This is a genomic window from Segatella copri DSM 18205 (genome assembly GCF_025151535.1).
In the GTDB taxonomy this organism is placed as follows: domain Bacteria; phylum Bacteroidota; class Bacteroidia; order Bacteroidales; family Bacteroidaceae; genus Prevotella; species Prevotella copri.
Window position 1 is genome coordinate 624,592 of sequence record NZ_CP102288.1, and the last position, 15,930, is coordinate 640,521.

The window sequence follows — 15,930 nt, forward strand, 5'->3', positions numbered from 1 at the left end:
CAGGGCGTTAGTACCATCTCTATATCGCATACCCAGGGTGTTGCCCTGGGCTAGGAGCTTCTGCCCTTTCAGGGCGTATGGGGCTTACTTGCGAAATTTAGTAAATAATTTAAAGGCTTCAAAAATGAATACATTGGCTTTAACTTTCGCAATATGCTTAGTTCCGGCTACGGCATTTTTGATTTGGCTCTTCACTCCTTGGGGAAAGAAATGGTCTAAGGAATTGTAGTAATGAAGAAGATAAAATATATATTATGTGCTTGCCTGATGATGGCAAGTATGGGCATGGAAGCCAAGTCTATGAAGGACTTGCTGGTTTCGATGCCCGATTCTGTTGTGCCATATCTCAACCACAACCTGCGGCTGGAATTTGCTGAGCTGCAGGAGATGGGAGTGAAGGCGGAAGTGAAGAATCTTTTAGGCGAAACGAGTGTGATGGATACGCTGACTGCTGATTTCGCTCAGTTGAGAACGAGTAAGAGCGCTACTTTGCAGATGAAGAAACTGCCATCGGCTAACGGCGATTCGCTGCTTTGCGTGGTGAAGACTTTTGCCGGAGTAGAGAAGGAGAGCGAACTCTATCTCTTTAATCAGGATTGGCAAGAGCAGGATGCCAGCAGGATTTTCGATGGGAAATCTTTGCAGCAACTGGCTTCCGGGCTTGTTGCCAAACCCGATACGATGAGCGAGGCTAAGTTTGAGGAACTCAAGGGGAAAATTGAACTCAAAATCGTGAGTGCCCTGCTCTTGCAACACGAAAACAGCCTCGTAGTGCGCTTGGCTTTACCTTTCGTGTCTGCTGACGACAAGAAGGCTGTAAATGCAATAAAAGTGCAAAGAAAATTTAATTGGAATGGTAAAACTTTTAAGGAGAGTTAAATTCTTGAAGTTTTTTGCTATAAACTATTGCAGGTTACAAGATTATTTGTACCTTTGCATCGTGTTTTTCATGGTATTAGATTATTAAGGTTAATAAAAGATTGGTTGTCGTGAGACAATCAATTTTTTTTTGTCCCTATCTGAAGGCATCAGCCCCTTGTCTTTCCCATCGGCTGGAGGCCGTTGGTTCAGGCCGCAGGCGATGTTTAGAAGATAACCATTCCGATGATACCGCAGATGAAAAGCAGCAGGATAGGGTTGGTCTTTCTGAATTTAGTGAAGTAGAAAGCAGCCAGAAACAGCACGATGCTTGCTCCGAAGACAAACGGATTGTCGGTTGGTGATCCGAAGTTCTCTTTATTCATCAGGAGAACAGCGGCAGCAGCTATCAGTCCGATGATGGCAGGGCGGAGTCCCGCAAAGATATCCTTTACGATTTTAGAATCCTTGTGCGTAATCAGATAGCGGCTGATGAGAATCATGATGATGAAAGGCAGCCACATGATGGAGAGCGAAGCCAATACCGAACCCAGACAGGCTGCCCAGGTAGGATAGCCGTCGTGAAGGCAGGCGGTATAACCTACGTAGGTGGCACAGTTGATGCCGATAGGTCCCGGTGTAGACTGGCTGATAGCCACAATATCCGTAAACTCAGCATTGGTAAGCCAATGGTTCTTCACTACCGTCTCGTTATGGATGAGCGAAAGCATCGCATATCCGCCACCAAAATTAAATGTACCAATCTTGGTAAATATCAGAAATAACTTTAGAAATAGCATAATCTCTATATTTTTACTTTTTTACCTTTTTACTTTTTTACCTTTCCATAAAGCCATCCCAGCACACCGGCTGCGATGATGATGTAGATAGGGGAGATACCGAAAGCTGCAATCAGCAGACAGCTAACAACGGGAATCCAGATGTTGTAGCGGTTGATGTTTGCCGTCTTTGCCATCTTGAAGCAAGGCGCAGCAATGAGCGCTACCACGGCAGGGCGCACACCCATGAAGAACTTACCCACCCAATAATTGTCCTTGAAATGCTGGAAGAACATGGCGATGATGAGAATGGCGATGATAGAAGGAAGGGCTATGCCAATGGCACCCACAATGCCTCCCCAGACTCCCTTCAGCTTATAGCCGATATGACTCGCCATGTCGATGGCGAAGATGCCCGGAGTGGTCTGAGCCACTACCATGATATCCATGAATTCCTGTTTGTTCATCCACTGGTTCTTGTCTACAAATTCCTGTTCCATGATCGGTATCATGGCGTAGCCTCCACCTAGCGTGAAAGCCCCGATTTTATTGCACGTGAGGAAAAATTTTACTAACATATCAGTTGCTTCTATATTATTTTTCTCTTATATCTGTTGAAATCGGCTGCAAAAATACACATAATTTGTTAAATATGCTAGCTTTCATGCGGATAATCTTCAAAATCGTGTGCTTTTTACCCGAAAATTTGTATCTTTGCAGCTAATATTTTATAATAAAAAGACATTAAACTATGAATCTGAAAGTACGCTTAGCGGTGATGAACTTTCTGGAGTTTGCAGTTTGGGGAGCTTATCTCACGTCTATGGGCAACTATCTCGGCAAGGCTGGGATGGGTGCCGAGATTTCCTGGTTCTATACCATCCAGGGAATCGTATCTATTTTTATGCCTACATTGATGGGTATTGTGGCAGATAAGTATATCCAGCCGCAACGTCTTTTGGGCTATTGTCACCTTTTGGCAGGAGCAGCCATGATAGGTCTGTTCGGTATGGGTCAGGCTAGTCAGACTCCTAATGAGGCAATGTTTATTGCCGTTTACACCTTCAGCGTGGCTTTCTATATGCCTACATTGGCATTGTCAAATACTTCGGCATTCAGTATATTGAAGAGCAACGGGCTCGACACCGTGAAGGCTTTTCCGCCAATCCGTGTGTTCGGAACCGTGGGCTTCATCCTCACGATGTGGATTGTGAACTGTGCTACCTGGGACAACGGTTCATTCTCGTTCCTGTTGAGCGAGAACGCCCATAAGTTCCAGTATACCCATTATCAGTTCCTGGTATCGGGTGTGCTCAGCATTCTTCTCTTCCTCTATTGCTTCTCATTGCCAGCCTGTCCTATCGTGAAGAAAGAGACAAAGAGCTGGGTAGAGACATGGGGTTTCGATGCCTTCAAACTCTTCAAGAGCCGCGAGATGGCGATGTTCTTCATCTTCTCTTGCATGCTCGGTATGAGTCTGCAGGTAACCAATGGCTATGCCACTCCGTTCATTACCAGTTTCAAGGGCGATCCTGCGATGCTCGATACTTTTGCAGCTAACAATGCTACGCTCCTGGTATCCATCTCTCAGGTGGCCGAGGCGCTCTGCATCCTTCTCATTCCGTTCTTCCTGAAGCGTTATGGAATCAAGGTTGTGATGCTCATCGCCATGATGGCATGGGTTTTGCGATTCGGTTTCTTCGGATTGGGCAATCCTGCATTCCCGGGTGTTACCTTCTTCATCCTCTCATGCATCGTTTACGGTGTAGCCTTCGACTTCTTCAATGTGTCGGGCGGTCTGTTTGTAGACCAGAAATGTGATGTGAAGGTAAGAGCATCGGCTCAGGGTCTGTTCATGCTGATGACCAACGGTCTGGGAGCATCTATCGGAACCATTCTCGCAGGTATGCTCATCAACCATTACTGCCACTGGACAGATGATGGCTACCTGATGGGTGACTGGAAAACCTGCTGGTTCATCTTTGCCGGTTATGCGCTCGTGGTAGCTGTAGCCTTTGCTGTCCTTTTCCGTCCGAAGAAAGAACAGAAATAAGGAAGAAAAAGGTCATACTCAACGCGAGAGTAAAAACAGAATGTTACGTAAGAATATAAATAAATAAATTTAAATAAAGAAAGGGTACATAATGATGTTGTACAAACTTAAACTCGCTGCCTGCTTTGGCATTCCGGAAGCTTTCGGGACATGTATTATTAGTTTGGTAGACGAATCCGAAAAAAGAGCTTTGTCTATTATGACTAATGAATATGTAGCAGAGCAGCTGAAGGCATGTAATTCGAAAACTTCTGATTTTAAAAATGATGTGATCTCTGTACTTTGGACACTATTTGACAGGCTCAATGTAGACGATTTCTATCTCGAATTCGATGCTACGCCAGAGAGGGGAGTATTTGCTACTCTTGTGAACAAAATCACAAATGAACGTATGAGCATCAAGACTGACCAGGCTGTGTTGTTGTCTGTGGCTGCGGATATAGAAATGTATACAACAGAGCTGGTTATAAAGGAAATTTCTACTCCTTTTAATAAAAATGATATGAGTTCGACTTCTTGTGCGGTACCTATTTCGGCTTTGCCAGACCAGATGCTCGAAAAAGCATTGGATAGTGCCATTAATGAAGAAGATTACGAAACAGCCTCAGCCATTCGTGATGAGATAGAGCGCCGCAAAGGCAAAAAAAGTGAATAATTAAAGGATATTCTTACGGAATAACAGAAAATTAAGAAGAAAAAGTAACAATAAGAGGAAATGAAAGAAGTTAGATTTTTCTATGTGCCAGATGCGGCTACACAGACAGAACTGCCTCAGGAGGAGGCTACTCATGCACTCAGGGTTTTGCGTATCCAGACGGGGGACGAATTGTTCCTGATGGATGGCAAGGGGGTGTTCTACCGTGCAGAAGTTTCGCTGGCTACCAACAAACGGTGCATCTATGAGGTGAAGGAGGTTATGCCGCAGCAGCCTGCCTGGCGCGGACATATTCACCTGGCCATCGCCCCGACAAAGATGATGGACCGCATTGAATGGATGGCAGAGAAGGCTACGGAAATCGGCTTCGATGAAATCTCTTTCCTCAACTGCAAGTTCTCTGAACGCAAGGTCATCCGCATAGACCGCATAGACAAAATTGTGGTTTCTGCCGTCAAGCAGAGCCACAAGGCCTGGAAACCTGTAGTCAACGAACTGCAGAACTTTAAAGATTTTATTACGGCTCCCCGCAATGGCAGAAAGTTTATCTGCCATTGTTATGAGGAGATAGAAAAGAAAGACTTTTTTGCCGAGATTTCCAAGTCATGTCCAGCTGATGATTCTGCCGGAGCAGCCCAGGAGGGTACTGATGACATCACCGTGCTGGTAGGACCTGAGGGCGATTTCTCTATCGATGAGGTGAGACTGGCCCTGGAAAACGGATATGAGAGTGTTTCGCTTGGCACCAGTCGCCTCCGTACGGAAACAGCAGGATTGGTGGCTGTCAACATGTGCCATCTGGCAAGAGCTTTATAATATTTACTAGTGTGATGAAAAGATTGTATAAGAGTTTGATGTTCATGTGCTTGGCTGTCGTATTGGGATTGCTGAGTTCATGCTCGGGCACTGACTATCTCAATGCCATTCCAAAGAAAAGTACTGCGCTCATCTCTGTTGACATGCAGCAGATGGCATCCGGCAAAAGCGATGAAGACAAGGTGGGAATGCTCAAGTCTCTGCTGCACGTTGAGGATGCATCGAAGTGTGGCATCGACATCTCAGAGAAGATTTTTCTCTTTGAGAGTGCTGATGGCAACCTCGGACTTTGTGCCAAGGTGAGCGATGAGGGCGATGTGGAAGACTGGCTTGCTTCGCTTGCCAAACAGCATATCGCTACAGAGGTGAAGGAGCGCAAAGGCTTTCATTTCTCTGTATTGAAAAATTCGTGGCTGGTCGGCTTTTCTGATCAGGCACTCCTCGTTATGGGACCAGTTGTAGCCGATGCGCAGGCCCAGCTCCAGCAGCAGATGGTGAAATATCTGAAGGCTGATGAGGACGAAGGTATTACCGCATCGCCTATGTTTGAACGTCTGGAAACCATCACTTCGCCTATGGCTATGGTGGCTCAGGCTCAGGCGCTGCCGGAGAAGTTCGTAGCTCCATTTACCCTTGGTACTCCTAAAGATACCGACCCTTCGCAGGTAGTGATTGCTGCTGAGATGGACGTGAAAGACGGTATTCTGCAGGTGAAGGGAGAAACCTTCTCCTTTAATAAAGAAATAGATGAGGCTCTGAAGAAGGCGGCTCAAACCTATCGTCCGATTAAAGGCAGCTACGTTAAGTCGATGCCTGCTGATGCCCTGGCGGGTATCTTCATGAACGTAAAGGGCGATCAGTTCCTGCCGATGATGCAGAGCAACCGCAGCCTTCAGACCCTACTGATGGGTATCAACCAGGCTATCGATATGGATAATATCATCCGTAGTGTGGATGGGGATATGGCTATCGTGTTGCCTTCGCTTACGGATAACAACATGCAGATGACGATGGCTGCTAAACTGTCGCATGCCAAGTGGTTGGGCGATGTTGATTATTGGAAGACTTCATGTCCGGCTGGTGCGAAGATTGCCAATTGGGGCAAGAATGCTTACTTCTATACCGATGGCAAGACTTCGTTCTATTTCGGTGTGACGGATGACAAGCAGTTCTTTAGCGGCAGCGACCAGCTGATGGCGCAATATGCCGTGAAACCAAGTAATCATCCGATAGATGCAAAGATTCAGAAACTCATCGTCGGTCAGAAACTGGCAATGGTCATCAATCTCGCCAAGAGTTCTGATAGTGACGGCTCGGGCAAGGATGATGCCATCTCTACCGTAACCGGTCTGCTCACCCCTGTCTTCGGAAATCTTACTTCGGTGGTCTATACTTTAAAGGTAAAAGGGTAAAAAGGTAAAAGGGTAAAAAGGTAAAAAGAACCTTACCCCCCTCCCTCTCTCTCTGCGCCCCCGTTCCTAGCGATTCTATCGCTAGTCCCCAAAAAGTCCTAATATTAAAGGTAAAAGATTAAACATTAAATATAAAAAAAGTGGAAAAGATTCAGCTTCATTCCGTTCTCCCACAGGTTTTTGCTCAGCGCAACGACCTGGATTCGGAGATATGGAAGCAGGATGTTACCTTCGAGAAAGGTCATCTTTATCTTATCGAGGCAGAGAGTGGCAGCGGAAAGAGTACTTTCTGCAGCTATGTGCTCGGCTATCGTCACGACTACAGCGGAAGCGTGATGTTCGATAATGATGTTACCGCCAACTACAAGGTGAAAGACTGGGTAGAGATGCGCAAAAAGCACATCAGCCATCTCTTTCAGGAACTCCGTCTCTTCCCTGAGCTTACTGCCCTGGAGAATGTAGAAATTAAGAACAAAATAACCGGATTCAAGACGCGTGAGCAGATTCTTAAATGGTTTGATATGCTCGGTATTGCTGATAAGGTAGATGCCCAAATCGGCAGAATGTCGTTCGGACAGCAGCAGCGTGTGGCAATGATGCGTGCGCTCTGTCAGCCTTTTGACTTCATTCTGGCTGATGAGCCTATCAGTCACCTAGACGACAACAATTCGCGCATCATGGCAGATATCATGATGACCGAAGCGAAGGAGCAGGGGGCTGGCGTCATCGTAACCAGTATCGGTAAGCACATGGACTTGCCCTACGAGCACGTGTTTAAACTTTAGTAAAGTTAATAGTTGACAGTTTATAGTTAATAGCAAGTTTGCCATAAACTGAAAATTATAAATTATAAATTCGAAATTTAAAATGAATCTCGTTTGGAAATTATTGCGTCAGCATATCAGCATACCTCAGTTTGCGGGCTTTGCCTTCGCCAATCTCTTCGGTATGCTCATCGTTCTTTTCGGCTTTCAGTTTTATAAAGACGTGCTGCCTGTCTTTACTCAGGAAGACAGTTTCATGAAAGCCGACTACCTCATCATGAGCAAGAAGATAGGTATGGGAAATACCATCAGCGGCCGTTCCAATACCTTCTCGGGTTCTGAAATCGATGAAATCGGCGACCAGAAGTTTGTAAAGAAGATAGGAAAATTCACCTCTACTGAATATAAGGTAGATGCACAGATGGGTGTAAACGGCGTGAACGTTCTGAACAGCGAACTCTTCTTCGAGAGTGTGCCTGACGGTTTTGTTGATGTGCCACTCAAGGACTGGAAATATACGCCGGGAACTCAGGAGGTGCCAATCATCCTCCCGCGTACCTATATTAATATGTATAACTTCGGTTTCGCCCAGAGTCATTCGCTCCCTAAAATCAGCGATGGACTGATGGGCATGATCGATTTCAATATCCAGATTCAGGCTGGTGGCAAGAAAGAGCAGTTTAAGGGAAAGGTAATCGGTTTCTCTTCGCGACTCAACACCATCCTCGTTCCACAGGCATTCATGGACTGGAGCAACCAGGAATTCGCTCCAAACCAGAAGAGCGATCCTAACCGCCTCATCGTAGAGGTAGGCAATCCGGGAGACGAGAACATCACCAAATACCTGGATGATAATGGTTATGAGGTAGAGACAGACAAGCTGGATGCAGAGAAGACTACCTATTTCCTTCGCATGATGGTATCGATGGTGATGATTATCGGTTTGGTTATCTCCGTTTTGAGCTTCTACATTCTGATGCTCAGCATCTATCTGCTGGTTCAGAAGAATTCTTCTAAGTTGGAGAATCTTCTTCTGATAGGTTACAGTCCGAACAATGTAGCAAAGCCATATCAGGTGCTCACCATTGCGCTTAACATCGTGGTACTCATCATCGCGTGGATCATCCTCTTCTTCCTCCGCGATTACTACATGGGCTTCATCGAAACCCTCTTCCCTGATATCGATGAGGGCACCATGCTTCCAGCCATCGCTCTAGGTCTGCTCCTGTTCCTGATTGTTTCTATCCTGAACATCGTAGCCATCCGTCGCAAGGTGATGAGCATCTGGCAGCGCAAGGAGTAAGAGTGCCTAGCCTCCGTTTCAGGCGATTCCATCGCCTGTCATAAAAGGTGAGTCCCCCGCTTTTAGCCCCGAAAAAAACTATAAGCAACCCCTCGCTATAAATAACAAATTAAAAGAAATCTGCGTTATTTGCTTAACGCAGATACAACAACTTCATGATTGATGGTGCGGCTAACAACGACGTGTTCGGTCTGGCTTCCAGCGGTAATAACGGCGGTCAGGCGGGTGCTCAGCCTGTATCTATGGAGACCATCGAGCAGATTCAGGTATCTGTAGCTCCTTTCGATGTGTGACAGAGCGGTTTCACAGGTGGTGCCATCAATGCCATCACCAAGAGCGGTACCAACAAGTTCCACGGTTCTGCCTATTACTATGGCTACAACCAGGACCTCATCGGTATCAAGTATCCTTATCTGGATGGAACGGGTTATGCGCCTAAGTATCAGGAGCAGACTCAGTACAACATGGGTGTCACCCTGGGTGGTGGTTTTTACCAGTTTACCGGTGCTTACGCTTACAAGAGCTATAGCGATTACTACAGCCGCTGGCGTGGCCAGGTTGGTTTGAAGTATACATTCTAAGGTATATACGAATCGAGTTTAACAAAGATTTTGTATAAACAATCAAAGGGTATGTAGAAAGTTTAGATAATGGTTGGCGCATAACAGTTGACTAACGCTTGCACAACAGGTGTTGTGCATGCGCATATCAGCTGTTATGCAAGCGCACAACAGCTGTTGTGCGACCGGAGATACTAACTATCTCAAAAACTTATGTTATATTTTCTAACAACATATATTATCTTTTCAGACAACATATCATTAATGTAAAAAGAGGGTGAATCATAAGTTAATGATTCACCCTCTTTTTGGTTTTATAAGAACAAGTCTTTCTTTGGCATGTTTGCCATATATTTCTTTCTCAGTTTCTCGAAGAAAGCCATTGTATCGTTAGAGAAACCATGGCCCTTCCAGGTGGATGTGTTCGTGATGAGAATCCAGCATTGGTTATCTGGATATTTCAAGACGATGGCTGATGTGCCAGCCAGCGAACCGGTACGAATCCATGGTTTGCTGCTCTTTGGTGTATAGTTCCAACCGATAGAGTATTGGTGGTCAGCCTGCTCGCGCGTCATAAACTCGATACTCTTCTTGCTGAGGATATCCTTGACATGTGGCAAACCATCGATGCTGGCTATGAAACGGCTCAGCTCGGCTGCCGAGCCACACCAGGCTCCTGCACCCGACAGGCGGGGAAGGTCGGTATCTCCATAGCATTTCTCTACCAGTCGTCCACTGTTGTTGTATTCATACACAGGGATGCTGCCCTGGTGCATGTAGTACTTCGTCTCGTTGGGGCGGCGGTCCTTTAGGTAAGTGCCGGCAATGTGCATGTCGTAGCAGCCGGCTGGGTGGAGCACATACTTCTGCATGAAGTTTTCATATTTCATTCCGCTCTTCTTTTCTATAATCATGGAGAGAATCATGTAGCCCAGATTACTGTAGCATTTGCCTTCGCCAGGAGTATAACCCAAGTGGCGCTTCAAGAGAATCTTGAGCAGGGTAGGGTGATCAGGTGGCGTTTTGAGATGGTTCTGCATCATGATGTAGCGGGTGGAAGATACCGGGTCGCCGGCATAATTGTTGAAACCTGCCTGATGGCGCAGCAACTGTTCTACGGTGATGTCGTAATATCGCTGGTCCTTGATACTGTTGTTGTAAACGGTATCGCGCAGGATTCCCTTTTCGCCAAACACCTTCTCGTTCAGCTTGAGTTTCTTCATCTCCTGCAACTTCATGATACCTACGGCTGTAATCAGTTTCGATACGGAGGCAAAGCGCATCAGCATGTTAGGCTCCATTCTGATGCCTCGCTCCTTATCCGCCATTCCGAATCCGCGGGCATATAGTAGCGAGTCGTTGCGGGTGACGACGAGTTGGGCTCCATTGATTTCCCATCTCTTGAGATACCTTTCTATTACCGAGTCCATCTCATGATATTCCTTCCCCTCTGTCAGGGCATTTGAGATGGAATCGTTGATATGAACCTTAGGGAGCGAATCTGCCGCCTTGTTCTTGTCTGATGCTGATGTACAGCGAGATACACAGCTGTGTGTAGTCCATCCTACGATTGCCGTAAAGGTAAGCAATATGATTGCTATGCGTTTTTTTCTTAGTCGTCGTGCCATTTTATTTAATTTTTCTATGTGCAAAGATAATGCAATCTCCTCAAATAACAAAACATTGAAAATATATTTAAATTTATTTTGTATTGTCTATGAATTATCGTACCTTTGTAGCCAGTTATAAAGAAAAACAATGAAGAAGGTATTAAAAAAGGTATTAAGATCCATATTCTATATAGTAGTCATGTCGGTTCTGGCATTCCTGCCCGACTTCTGGCTTTGGCATATCGGGGTGAGTGAGTGGCCTTTGCTGCTAGCCATCTTATGGTGGGTTCCCTCGTTGTTACTTGTTCTTGCCGAAGTGGGGTTGCAGTTGGGGTTCTTCCATAAGTTGTCAGTCCGTGTACTCTTTACTACCATACTTTTCTCGGCATTCCCTAAGGTTGTCTTCATCCTGTTCGATGCATTTCTTCCTTGGTTCTTTGCTCTGATTCCTGCTTTGGGTGTAATGGGGTGGTTTGCCTTCGGCTTTATAGAGGGTTGGAAGCGGTTGGAACTGAAACACATCACCTTTACCTCGCCCGATTTGCCACCTTATTTTGATGGTTACCGTCTGGTACAGATTACCGACTTTCATCTCGGTTCGTTTCCTCCCGGCAATGATTTCGTGCAGAAGGTGGTGGATGCGACCAACAATGAAGAACCCGATATGATTCTCTTTACGGGCGATCTGGTCAATAACCAAGCCAGCGAAGTGGAGCCTTATCTGGATACGCTGGGGCAACTTCATGCGTCAGATGGCATCTATTCTATCTGGGGAAATCATGATTATTGTGAATATGGCAACAATCATTCTATTGGCGCTTTGAAGAGAAACCGCCGTATGCTCTATGGTTATCAGGAAAGTCTGGGGTGGCATCAGCTGATGAACGAACATCATGTGGTGAGTCATGGTATGGCATCTATCGCTGTAATAGGCGTAGAGAATCCCGGTCAGCCTCCTTTCACCAATCGCAGTAATCTGAAGAAAGCGATGAAGGGGTTGAATCCTGATATGTTTAAAATCCTCTTGAGTCATGATCCTCACCATTGGCGCAGAGAAGTAGTTGGTAAGAAGATACAACTTACTCTGGCGGGACATACGCATGCCGGACAATTGAAAATAAGTAAATGGACGCCTGCCCGCATGGCTTTCAAAGAGTGGGGCGGAGCTTACCGCATTGGTGAGCAGATGCTCTATGTATCATCGGGTATTGGTGGTTCTTTCCCTTTCCGCCTAGGCGCATGGCCTGAACTGACAGTTATCACGCTGAAACGTGATTTATAGTTCTTTATGATAACGAAACTGGTGTTTAAGTGTTAAAATACAGTTAAATGTTAGCTGTTTGAACCATTGTGATGAAAAAAACGTGTTAAAAATTTGGTGGTTCGAATAAATATTGTACCTTTGCACTAGTTTTCGCATATATTTGGGCAAATGGGGGGTGTCGTGAGATTGTACTCCATTTGTTTTTTTGAAGCAAGGCGAAAATACTTCACATCAGAAGTAGCTGTTCACATTTTAATTTTACATTTAACATTGAAAACAATGAAGATTCCTGTAGAAGAACAATATAAATATGTAAAACTTACTCTCCCGGATGGAAGCAAGGCTGAAGGTCAGGCTGTCTTGTTGCATGCCTGTTGTGCACCTTGTTCGGCGGCTATCGTAGAATGTATGCTTCGTAATGGCATGAAGCCTACAGTATATTTCAGTAACAGTAATATCTATCCTCAGCAGGAGTATGATGTCCGTAAACATGAACTGAAACGATTTCTGGAAGCCCAGAATGTACCTTATGTAGAGGATGAGTATGATCATCAGGAGTGGCTTTCTGTTATTAGGGGTTTAGAGGATGAGCCCGAGCGTGGCAGCCGTTGTTCTGTCTGCTTTCAGTTCCGCCTCTCTCATGCAGCCAAGTATGCGCAGGAGCATGGATTTCACCTTCTTACTACCACGTTGGCATCTTCGCGCTGGAAGAATATCAGGCAGATAGATACTGCCGGTCATCTTGCCGTTGAGGCTTATCCTGATGTAGAATGGTGGGATATGAATTGGCGGAAGGGCGGTTTGCAGAATCGCCGAGGTGAACTCTTGAGAATCAATGAATTCTATAATCAGTTATATTGTGGTTGCGAATTCAGTATGAGATAAAGTGTTTTTTCTGCCCTGTGATATTTTAGGCACGGATTACACAGATTACACGGATTTATGACGCTCATGATAAATCCGTGTAATCTGTGTAATCCGTGCCTTTTCTATATTCTAGGCTAGATGCTTATTTATGAAAGTCCTGTAATCTCACCGTTTACTACATCAATGCGCTCAGCCTGTGGGCTCTTTGGTAAGCCCGGCATACGCATGATAGGACCAGCGATGACTACAATCATCTCTGCACCCATATTTACGGTGATGTCGCGAACGTGGAGCTCGAAACCTTCTGTAGGACCATATGCCTTGGCATCGGTAGAGAAACTGTACTGAGTCTTGGCAATACAGATAGGGAACTTTTCAGCACCCAGCTTCTTGATCTCTTCAATCATCGCCTTGGCAGAATCGCTCAAAGTCACGCTGCCTGCTCCGTAAAGATTGAATGCAACCTTTTCTATCTTCTCCTCAACGCTATCGTTATCATCGTAAGCAAAATAGAGAGGGGCTGACGGACGCTCATCAATGGTCTTCACTACGAGGTTGGCAAGTTCAATGGCACCGTTTCCGCCTTCGGCAAAGGCGCTGTTTACGGCGAAACCGCAACCCATCTCCTCGCAATGCTTGCGCAATACTTCAATTTCTTCATCTGTATCGGTTGCAAACTTATTGAATGCAATCACTACAGTCTGACCAAAGCTCTGCAGGTTCTTTACGTGCTTGTCGAGGTTCCAGTAACCGGCTTCCATTCCTGCGATGTTTGGCTTCTTGATATCTTCCTGAGCTACACCACCATGCATCTTCAACGCCTGGAGGGTAACAACGAGAACAGTGAGGTCTGGTTGCAAACCTGTCTTGCGGCATTTGATGTCATAGAATTTCTCTGCACCGAGATCTGCACCGAATCCTGCCTCTGTAATGGCATAGTCGCCATACTCAAGAGCAGCAGCTGTAGCCATGACGGAATTGCAGCCATGAGCAATGTTGGCAAAAGGACCGCAATGAACAAATGCCGGTGTACCCTCTGTTGTCTGAACCAGATTTGGCTTCAAAGCATCGAGAAGGAGAGCTACGATACTGCCACCTACACCCATATCCTTTACGGTAAATGGCTTGTCGTCCTCGGTGATGCCCAGGAGGATATTATCGATACGGCGACGAAGATCATCGATGCTTGTTGCGAAACACATGATAGCCATAATCTCAGAAGCTGGCGTAATATCGAAACCAGACTCAGTCTCGATGCCGTTCTTATCTCCTATACCGGTGATAATGCGGCGCAAACCTCTATCGTTCACATCCATGACGCGACGCCAGAGAATCTTCTTCAACTTGAAACCCTCTGCTTCGTGCTGGAAACGGTAATTGTCCAGAAGGGCAGAGATCATGTTGTTGGCCTCTGTAATGGCATGGAAATCGCCGGTGAAATGGAGATTAATCTTATCCATAGGCAAAACCTGGGCGTAACCGCCACCTGCAGCACCACCCTTCATGCCGAAGCAAGGACCCAGAGATGGTTCACGAAGAGCTACTACAGCCTTCTTGCCAATCTTCTGCATACCCAGGGCGAGACCTACAGATACCGTAGTCTTACCATTACCAGCCTTTGTAGGGCTGATAGCTGTAACAAGGATGAGATGGTGATTCTTAAACTTGTTGGTGTCAATCTTGTCCGTAGTAATCTTAGCGATGTAACGGCCGTAGTTTTCCACTTGGTCTTCATGGATTCCAAGTTCTGCTGCCACTTCATTGATAGGGCGCAATTTTACTGATTTAGCTATTTCAATATCTGTCAACATAAAAAGTAATGTTTTGTATTTTGAGTGCAAAGGTACGGAAAAGTATTCATATATTAAAATAAGAAAGTATAAAAAAACAAAATAAAAAAAAGGAAGACTTTCCCCATTTCCAAATGACGAAGTTTAAAAAAGGTAAATTGTAGGATTTTGTCGTGTGAATGTAGTACCTTTGCAAGCGAATTTATATTTTATAGTACGTATGAACAAGTCTTTAGCATTAGCTCATTTTCAGACGAGCTTTCAGTTTATCACGCATCAGAACGAGCGCTTCTCTTATCTCGAAGGAGCCTATCTGGCACTTATCGGAGGATGTGATTGGGTTCAGCTTCGCATGAAGGGGGCTACCGATGAAGAGGTTGAGCCTATAGCCCGTAAGTTGAAGTTGGCTTGTGAGGGTGCCGGTGCAACCTTTATCCTCGACGACCGTGTAGAACTGGTGAAGAAGTTACAGATAGATGGTGTACATCTGGGAAAGAATGATATGCCGGTTGATGAGGCCCGTAAGTTCCTGGGTGATGAATTCATTATCGGGGGAACAGCCAATACATTTGATGATATTCGTCGTTTGCATGAACAGGGGGCTGACTATATCGGTTGCGGTCCGTTCCGCTATACTACTACCAAGGAGAAACTCTCTCCGGTATTGGGTATAGAAGGTTATCGCCAGATTATTGAGCAGATGAGGGAGAATAAAATCTCTCTGCCTATGGTAGCCATCGGAGGTTTGACTCCAGACGATATAGATCCGCTTGCAGAATTGGGCATCGGTGTGGCAATGAGCGGTACCATCCTGAATGCGGAGAACCCTGTTACCATGACACGTCAGATTCATGACAAGTGTTTCGGATTATTCATCGAAAATCTCAATCATTTTTTTGAGAATCAGTAGAATGATACTCATAAATGATGATTTTTCATAGAAAAGAGAAGAAAGTTTCGGTTTTCTTCTCTTTTCTCATTTTATTGTTGTAACTTTGCACCCGCATTGCAAAACTGTTGCAAGGCTATTACAAATAATAGAATTTAAAAGACATGAAATTAATAGTGGGAATTAACTTAGGAAATATAGGAAAAACAGATGCTGTCGGAAAGAACGAGAACATCATGATATACGCACCTTCAGATAAAGGTGCTTAAAAACCCGGGCACAAACGTGTTCGGGCTTTTTTATTTTACTA

At 45.3% G+C, this 15,930-nt stretch carries 14 protein-coding genes and 1 pseudogene; 11 read left to right on the forward strand and 4 right to left on the reverse strand.

The genetic code is table 11. The annotated features are described in order from the left end of the window. Window positions 1-231: 231 nt before the first annotated feature. Window positions 232-879 (forward strand): DUF3256 family protein, encoded by a 648-nt coding sequence (locus NQ544_RS02460; RefSeq protein WP_006847007.1) that lies wholly within the window; start codon window positions 232-234, stop codon window positions 877-879. A 206-nt stretch (window positions 880-1,085) separates the two neighbouring features. On the opposite strand, the gene NQ544_RS02465 is transcribed toward NQ544_RS02460, so the two are convergent. Together NQ544_RS02465 and NQ544_RS02470 are read right to left on the reverse strand one after the other, a co-directional pair. Further along, a complete protein-coding gene (locus NQ544_RS02465) occupies window positions 1,086-1,658 on the reverse strand; it encodes a chromate transporter (RefSeq protein ID WP_022121159.1) in 573 nt (190 codons plus the stop codon). Window positions 1,659-1,687: 29 nt separating this feature from the next. Continuing rightward, on the reverse strand, window positions 1,688-2,215 hold the full coding sequence (locus NQ544_RS02470) for a chromate transporter (protein WP_006847005.1): 528 nt from the start codon (window positions 2,213-2,215) through the stop codon (window positions 1,688-1,690). A 173-nt stretch (window positions 2,216-2,388) separates the two neighbouring features. Between NQ544_RS02470 and NQ544_RS02475 the strand changes: the two genes are divergently transcribed. From NQ544_RS02475 to NQ544_RS02505, 7 genes and pseudogenes are all read left to right on the forward strand, one after another. Further along, on the forward strand, window positions 2,389-3,690 hold the full coding sequence (locus NQ544_RS02475; RefSeq protein ID WP_006847004.1) for an MFS transporter: 1,302 nt from the start codon (window positions 2,389-2,391) through the stop codon (window positions 3,688-3,690). Window positions 3,691-3,781: 91 nt separating this feature from the next. Continuing rightward, window positions 3,782-4,345 carry a UvrB/UvrC motif-containing protein gene (locus NQ544_RS02480; RefSeq protein ID WP_006847003.1) on the forward strand — a complete coding sequence of 188 codons (564 nt, stop codon included), beginning with the start codon at window positions 3,782-3,784 and terminating at the stop codon, window positions 4,343-4,345. Between the two features lie 60 nt (window positions 4,346-4,405). Continuing rightward, window positions 4,406-5,161, forward strand: a complete 756-nt coding sequence (locus NQ544_RS02485) for a 16S rRNA (uracil(1498)-N(3))-methyltransferase (protein WP_006847002.1) — start codon at window positions 4,406-4,408, stop codon at window positions 5,159-5,161. Between the two features lie 14 nt (window positions 5,162-5,175). Beyond that, window positions 5,176-6,573: a DUF4836 family protein gene (locus NQ544_RS02490; RefSeq protein ID WP_006847001.1), complete on the forward strand. Its 1,398-nt coding sequence runs from the start codon at window positions 5,176-5,178 to the stop codon at window positions 6,571-6,573. A gap of 140 nt (window positions 6,574-6,713) precedes the next feature. Further along, a complete protein-coding gene (locus NQ544_RS02495; protein WP_006847000.1) occupies window positions 6,714-7,358 on the forward strand; it encodes an ATP-binding cassette domain-containing protein in 645 nt (214 codons plus the stop codon). An 82-nt stretch (window positions 7,359-7,440) separates the two neighbouring features. Further along, the gene (locus tag NQ544_RS02500; protein ID WP_006846999.1) at window positions 7,441-8,640 is read left to right on the forward strand and encodes a transporter; all 1,200 of its coding nucleotides are present in this window, start codon (window positions 7,441-7,443) and stop codon (window positions 8,638-8,640) included. Between the two features lie 140 nt (window positions 8,641-8,780). Then, window positions 8,781-9,125, forward strand: a pseudogene (locus NQ544_RS02505) (TonB-dependent receptor); the annotation flags it as partial. A 389-nt stretch (window positions 9,126-9,514) separates the two neighbouring features. Here the strand turns inward: NQ544_RS02505 and NQ544_RS02510 are convergent. Further along, window positions 9,515-10,828 (reverse strand): serine hydrolase domain-containing protein, encoded by a 1,314-nt coding sequence (locus NQ544_RS02510; RefSeq protein ID WP_006846997.1) that lies wholly within the window; start codon window positions 10,826-10,828, stop codon window positions 9,515-9,517. Window positions 10,829-10,958: 130 nt separating this feature from the next. Here NQ544_RS02510 and NQ544_RS02515 point away from each other — a divergent pair, with 130 nt between their 5' ends. Continuing rightward, a complete protein-coding gene (locus NQ544_RS02515) occupies window positions 10,959-12,092 on the forward strand; it encodes a metallophosphoesterase (protein WP_006846995.1) in 1,134 nt (377 codons plus the stop codon). 261 nt (window positions 12,093-12,353) lie between these two features. After that, window positions 12,354-12,959 carry an epoxyqueuosine reductase QueH gene (locus tag NQ544_RS02520; protein WP_040552652.1) on the forward strand — a complete coding sequence of 202 codons (606 nt, stop codon included), beginning with the start codon at window positions 12,354-12,356 and terminating at the stop codon, window positions 12,957-12,959. A 128-nt stretch (window positions 12,960-13,087) separates the two neighbouring features. On the opposite strand, the gene NQ544_RS02525 is transcribed toward NQ544_RS02520, so the two are convergent. Continuing rightward, entirely contained in the window at window positions 13,088-14,752 is a 1,665-nt protein-coding gene (locus tag NQ544_RS02525) for a formate--tetrahydrofolate ligase (RefSeq protein ID WP_006846993.1), read from the reverse strand. A 199-nt stretch (window positions 14,753-14,951) separates the two neighbouring features. On the opposite strand from NQ544_RS02525, the gene NQ544_RS02530 reads away from it, so the two are divergent. After that, complete coding sequence (locus NQ544_RS02530) at window positions 14,952-15,641, forward strand: thiamine phosphate synthase (RefSeq protein ID WP_006846992.1); 690 nt, start codon at window positions 14,952-14,954, stop codon at window positions 15,639-15,641. Window positions 15,642-15,930 lie beyond the last annotated feature (289 nt).

Bases quoted from the DNA above. Each gene is read 5' to 3' on its own strand.
- NQ544_RS02515 (WP_006846995.1), top strand. From the start codon at position 10,959: ATGAAGAAGGTATTAAAAAAGGTATTAAGATCCATATTCTATATAGTA.
- NQ544_RS02460 (WP_006847007.1), top strand. From the start codon at position 232: ATGAAGAAGATAAAATATATATTATGTGCTTGCCTGATGATGGCAAGT.
- NQ544_RS02485 (WP_006847002.1), top strand. From the start codon at position 4,406: ATGAAAGAAGTTAGATTTTTCTATGTGCCAGATGCGGCTACACAGACA.
- NQ544_RS02480 (WP_006847003.1), top strand. From the start codon at position 3,782: ATGATGTTGTACAAACTTAAACTCGCTGCCTGCTTTGGCATTCCGGAA.
- NQ544_RS02475 (WP_006847004.1), top strand. From the start codon at position 2,389: ATGAATCTGAAAGTACGCTTAGCGGTGATGAACTTTCTGGAGTTTGCA.
- NQ544_RS02525 (WP_006846993.1), bottom strand. From the start codon at position 14,752: ATGTTGACAGATATTGAAATAGCTAAATCAGTAAAATTGCGCCCTATC.
- NQ544_RS02465 (WP_022121159.1), bottom strand. From the start codon at position 1,658: ATGCTATTTCTAAAGTTATTTCTGATATTTACCAAGATTGGTACATTT.
- NQ544_RS02470 (WP_006847005.1), bottom strand. From the start codon at position 2,215: ATGTTAGTAAAATTTTTCCTCACGTGCAATAAAATCGGGGCTTTCACG.
- NQ544_RS02510 (WP_006846997.1), bottom strand. From the start codon at position 10,828: ATGGCACGACGACTAAGAAAAAAACGCATAGCAATCATATTGCTTACC.
- NQ544_RS02490 (WP_006847001.1), top strand. From the start codon at position 5,176: ATGAAAAGATTGTATAAGAGTTTGATGTTCATGTGCTTGGCTGTCGTA.
- NQ544_RS02500 (WP_006846999.1), top strand. From the start codon at position 7,441: ATGAATCTCGTTTGGAAATTATTGCGTCAGCATATCAGCATACCTCAG.
- NQ544_RS02520 (WP_040552652.1), top strand. From the start codon at position 12,354: ATGAAGATTCCTGTAGAAGAACAATATAAATATGTAAAACTTACTCTC.
- NQ544_RS02530 (WP_006846992.1), top strand. From the start codon at position 14,952: ATGAACAAGTCTTTAGCATTAGCTCATTTTCAGACGAGCTTTCAGTTT.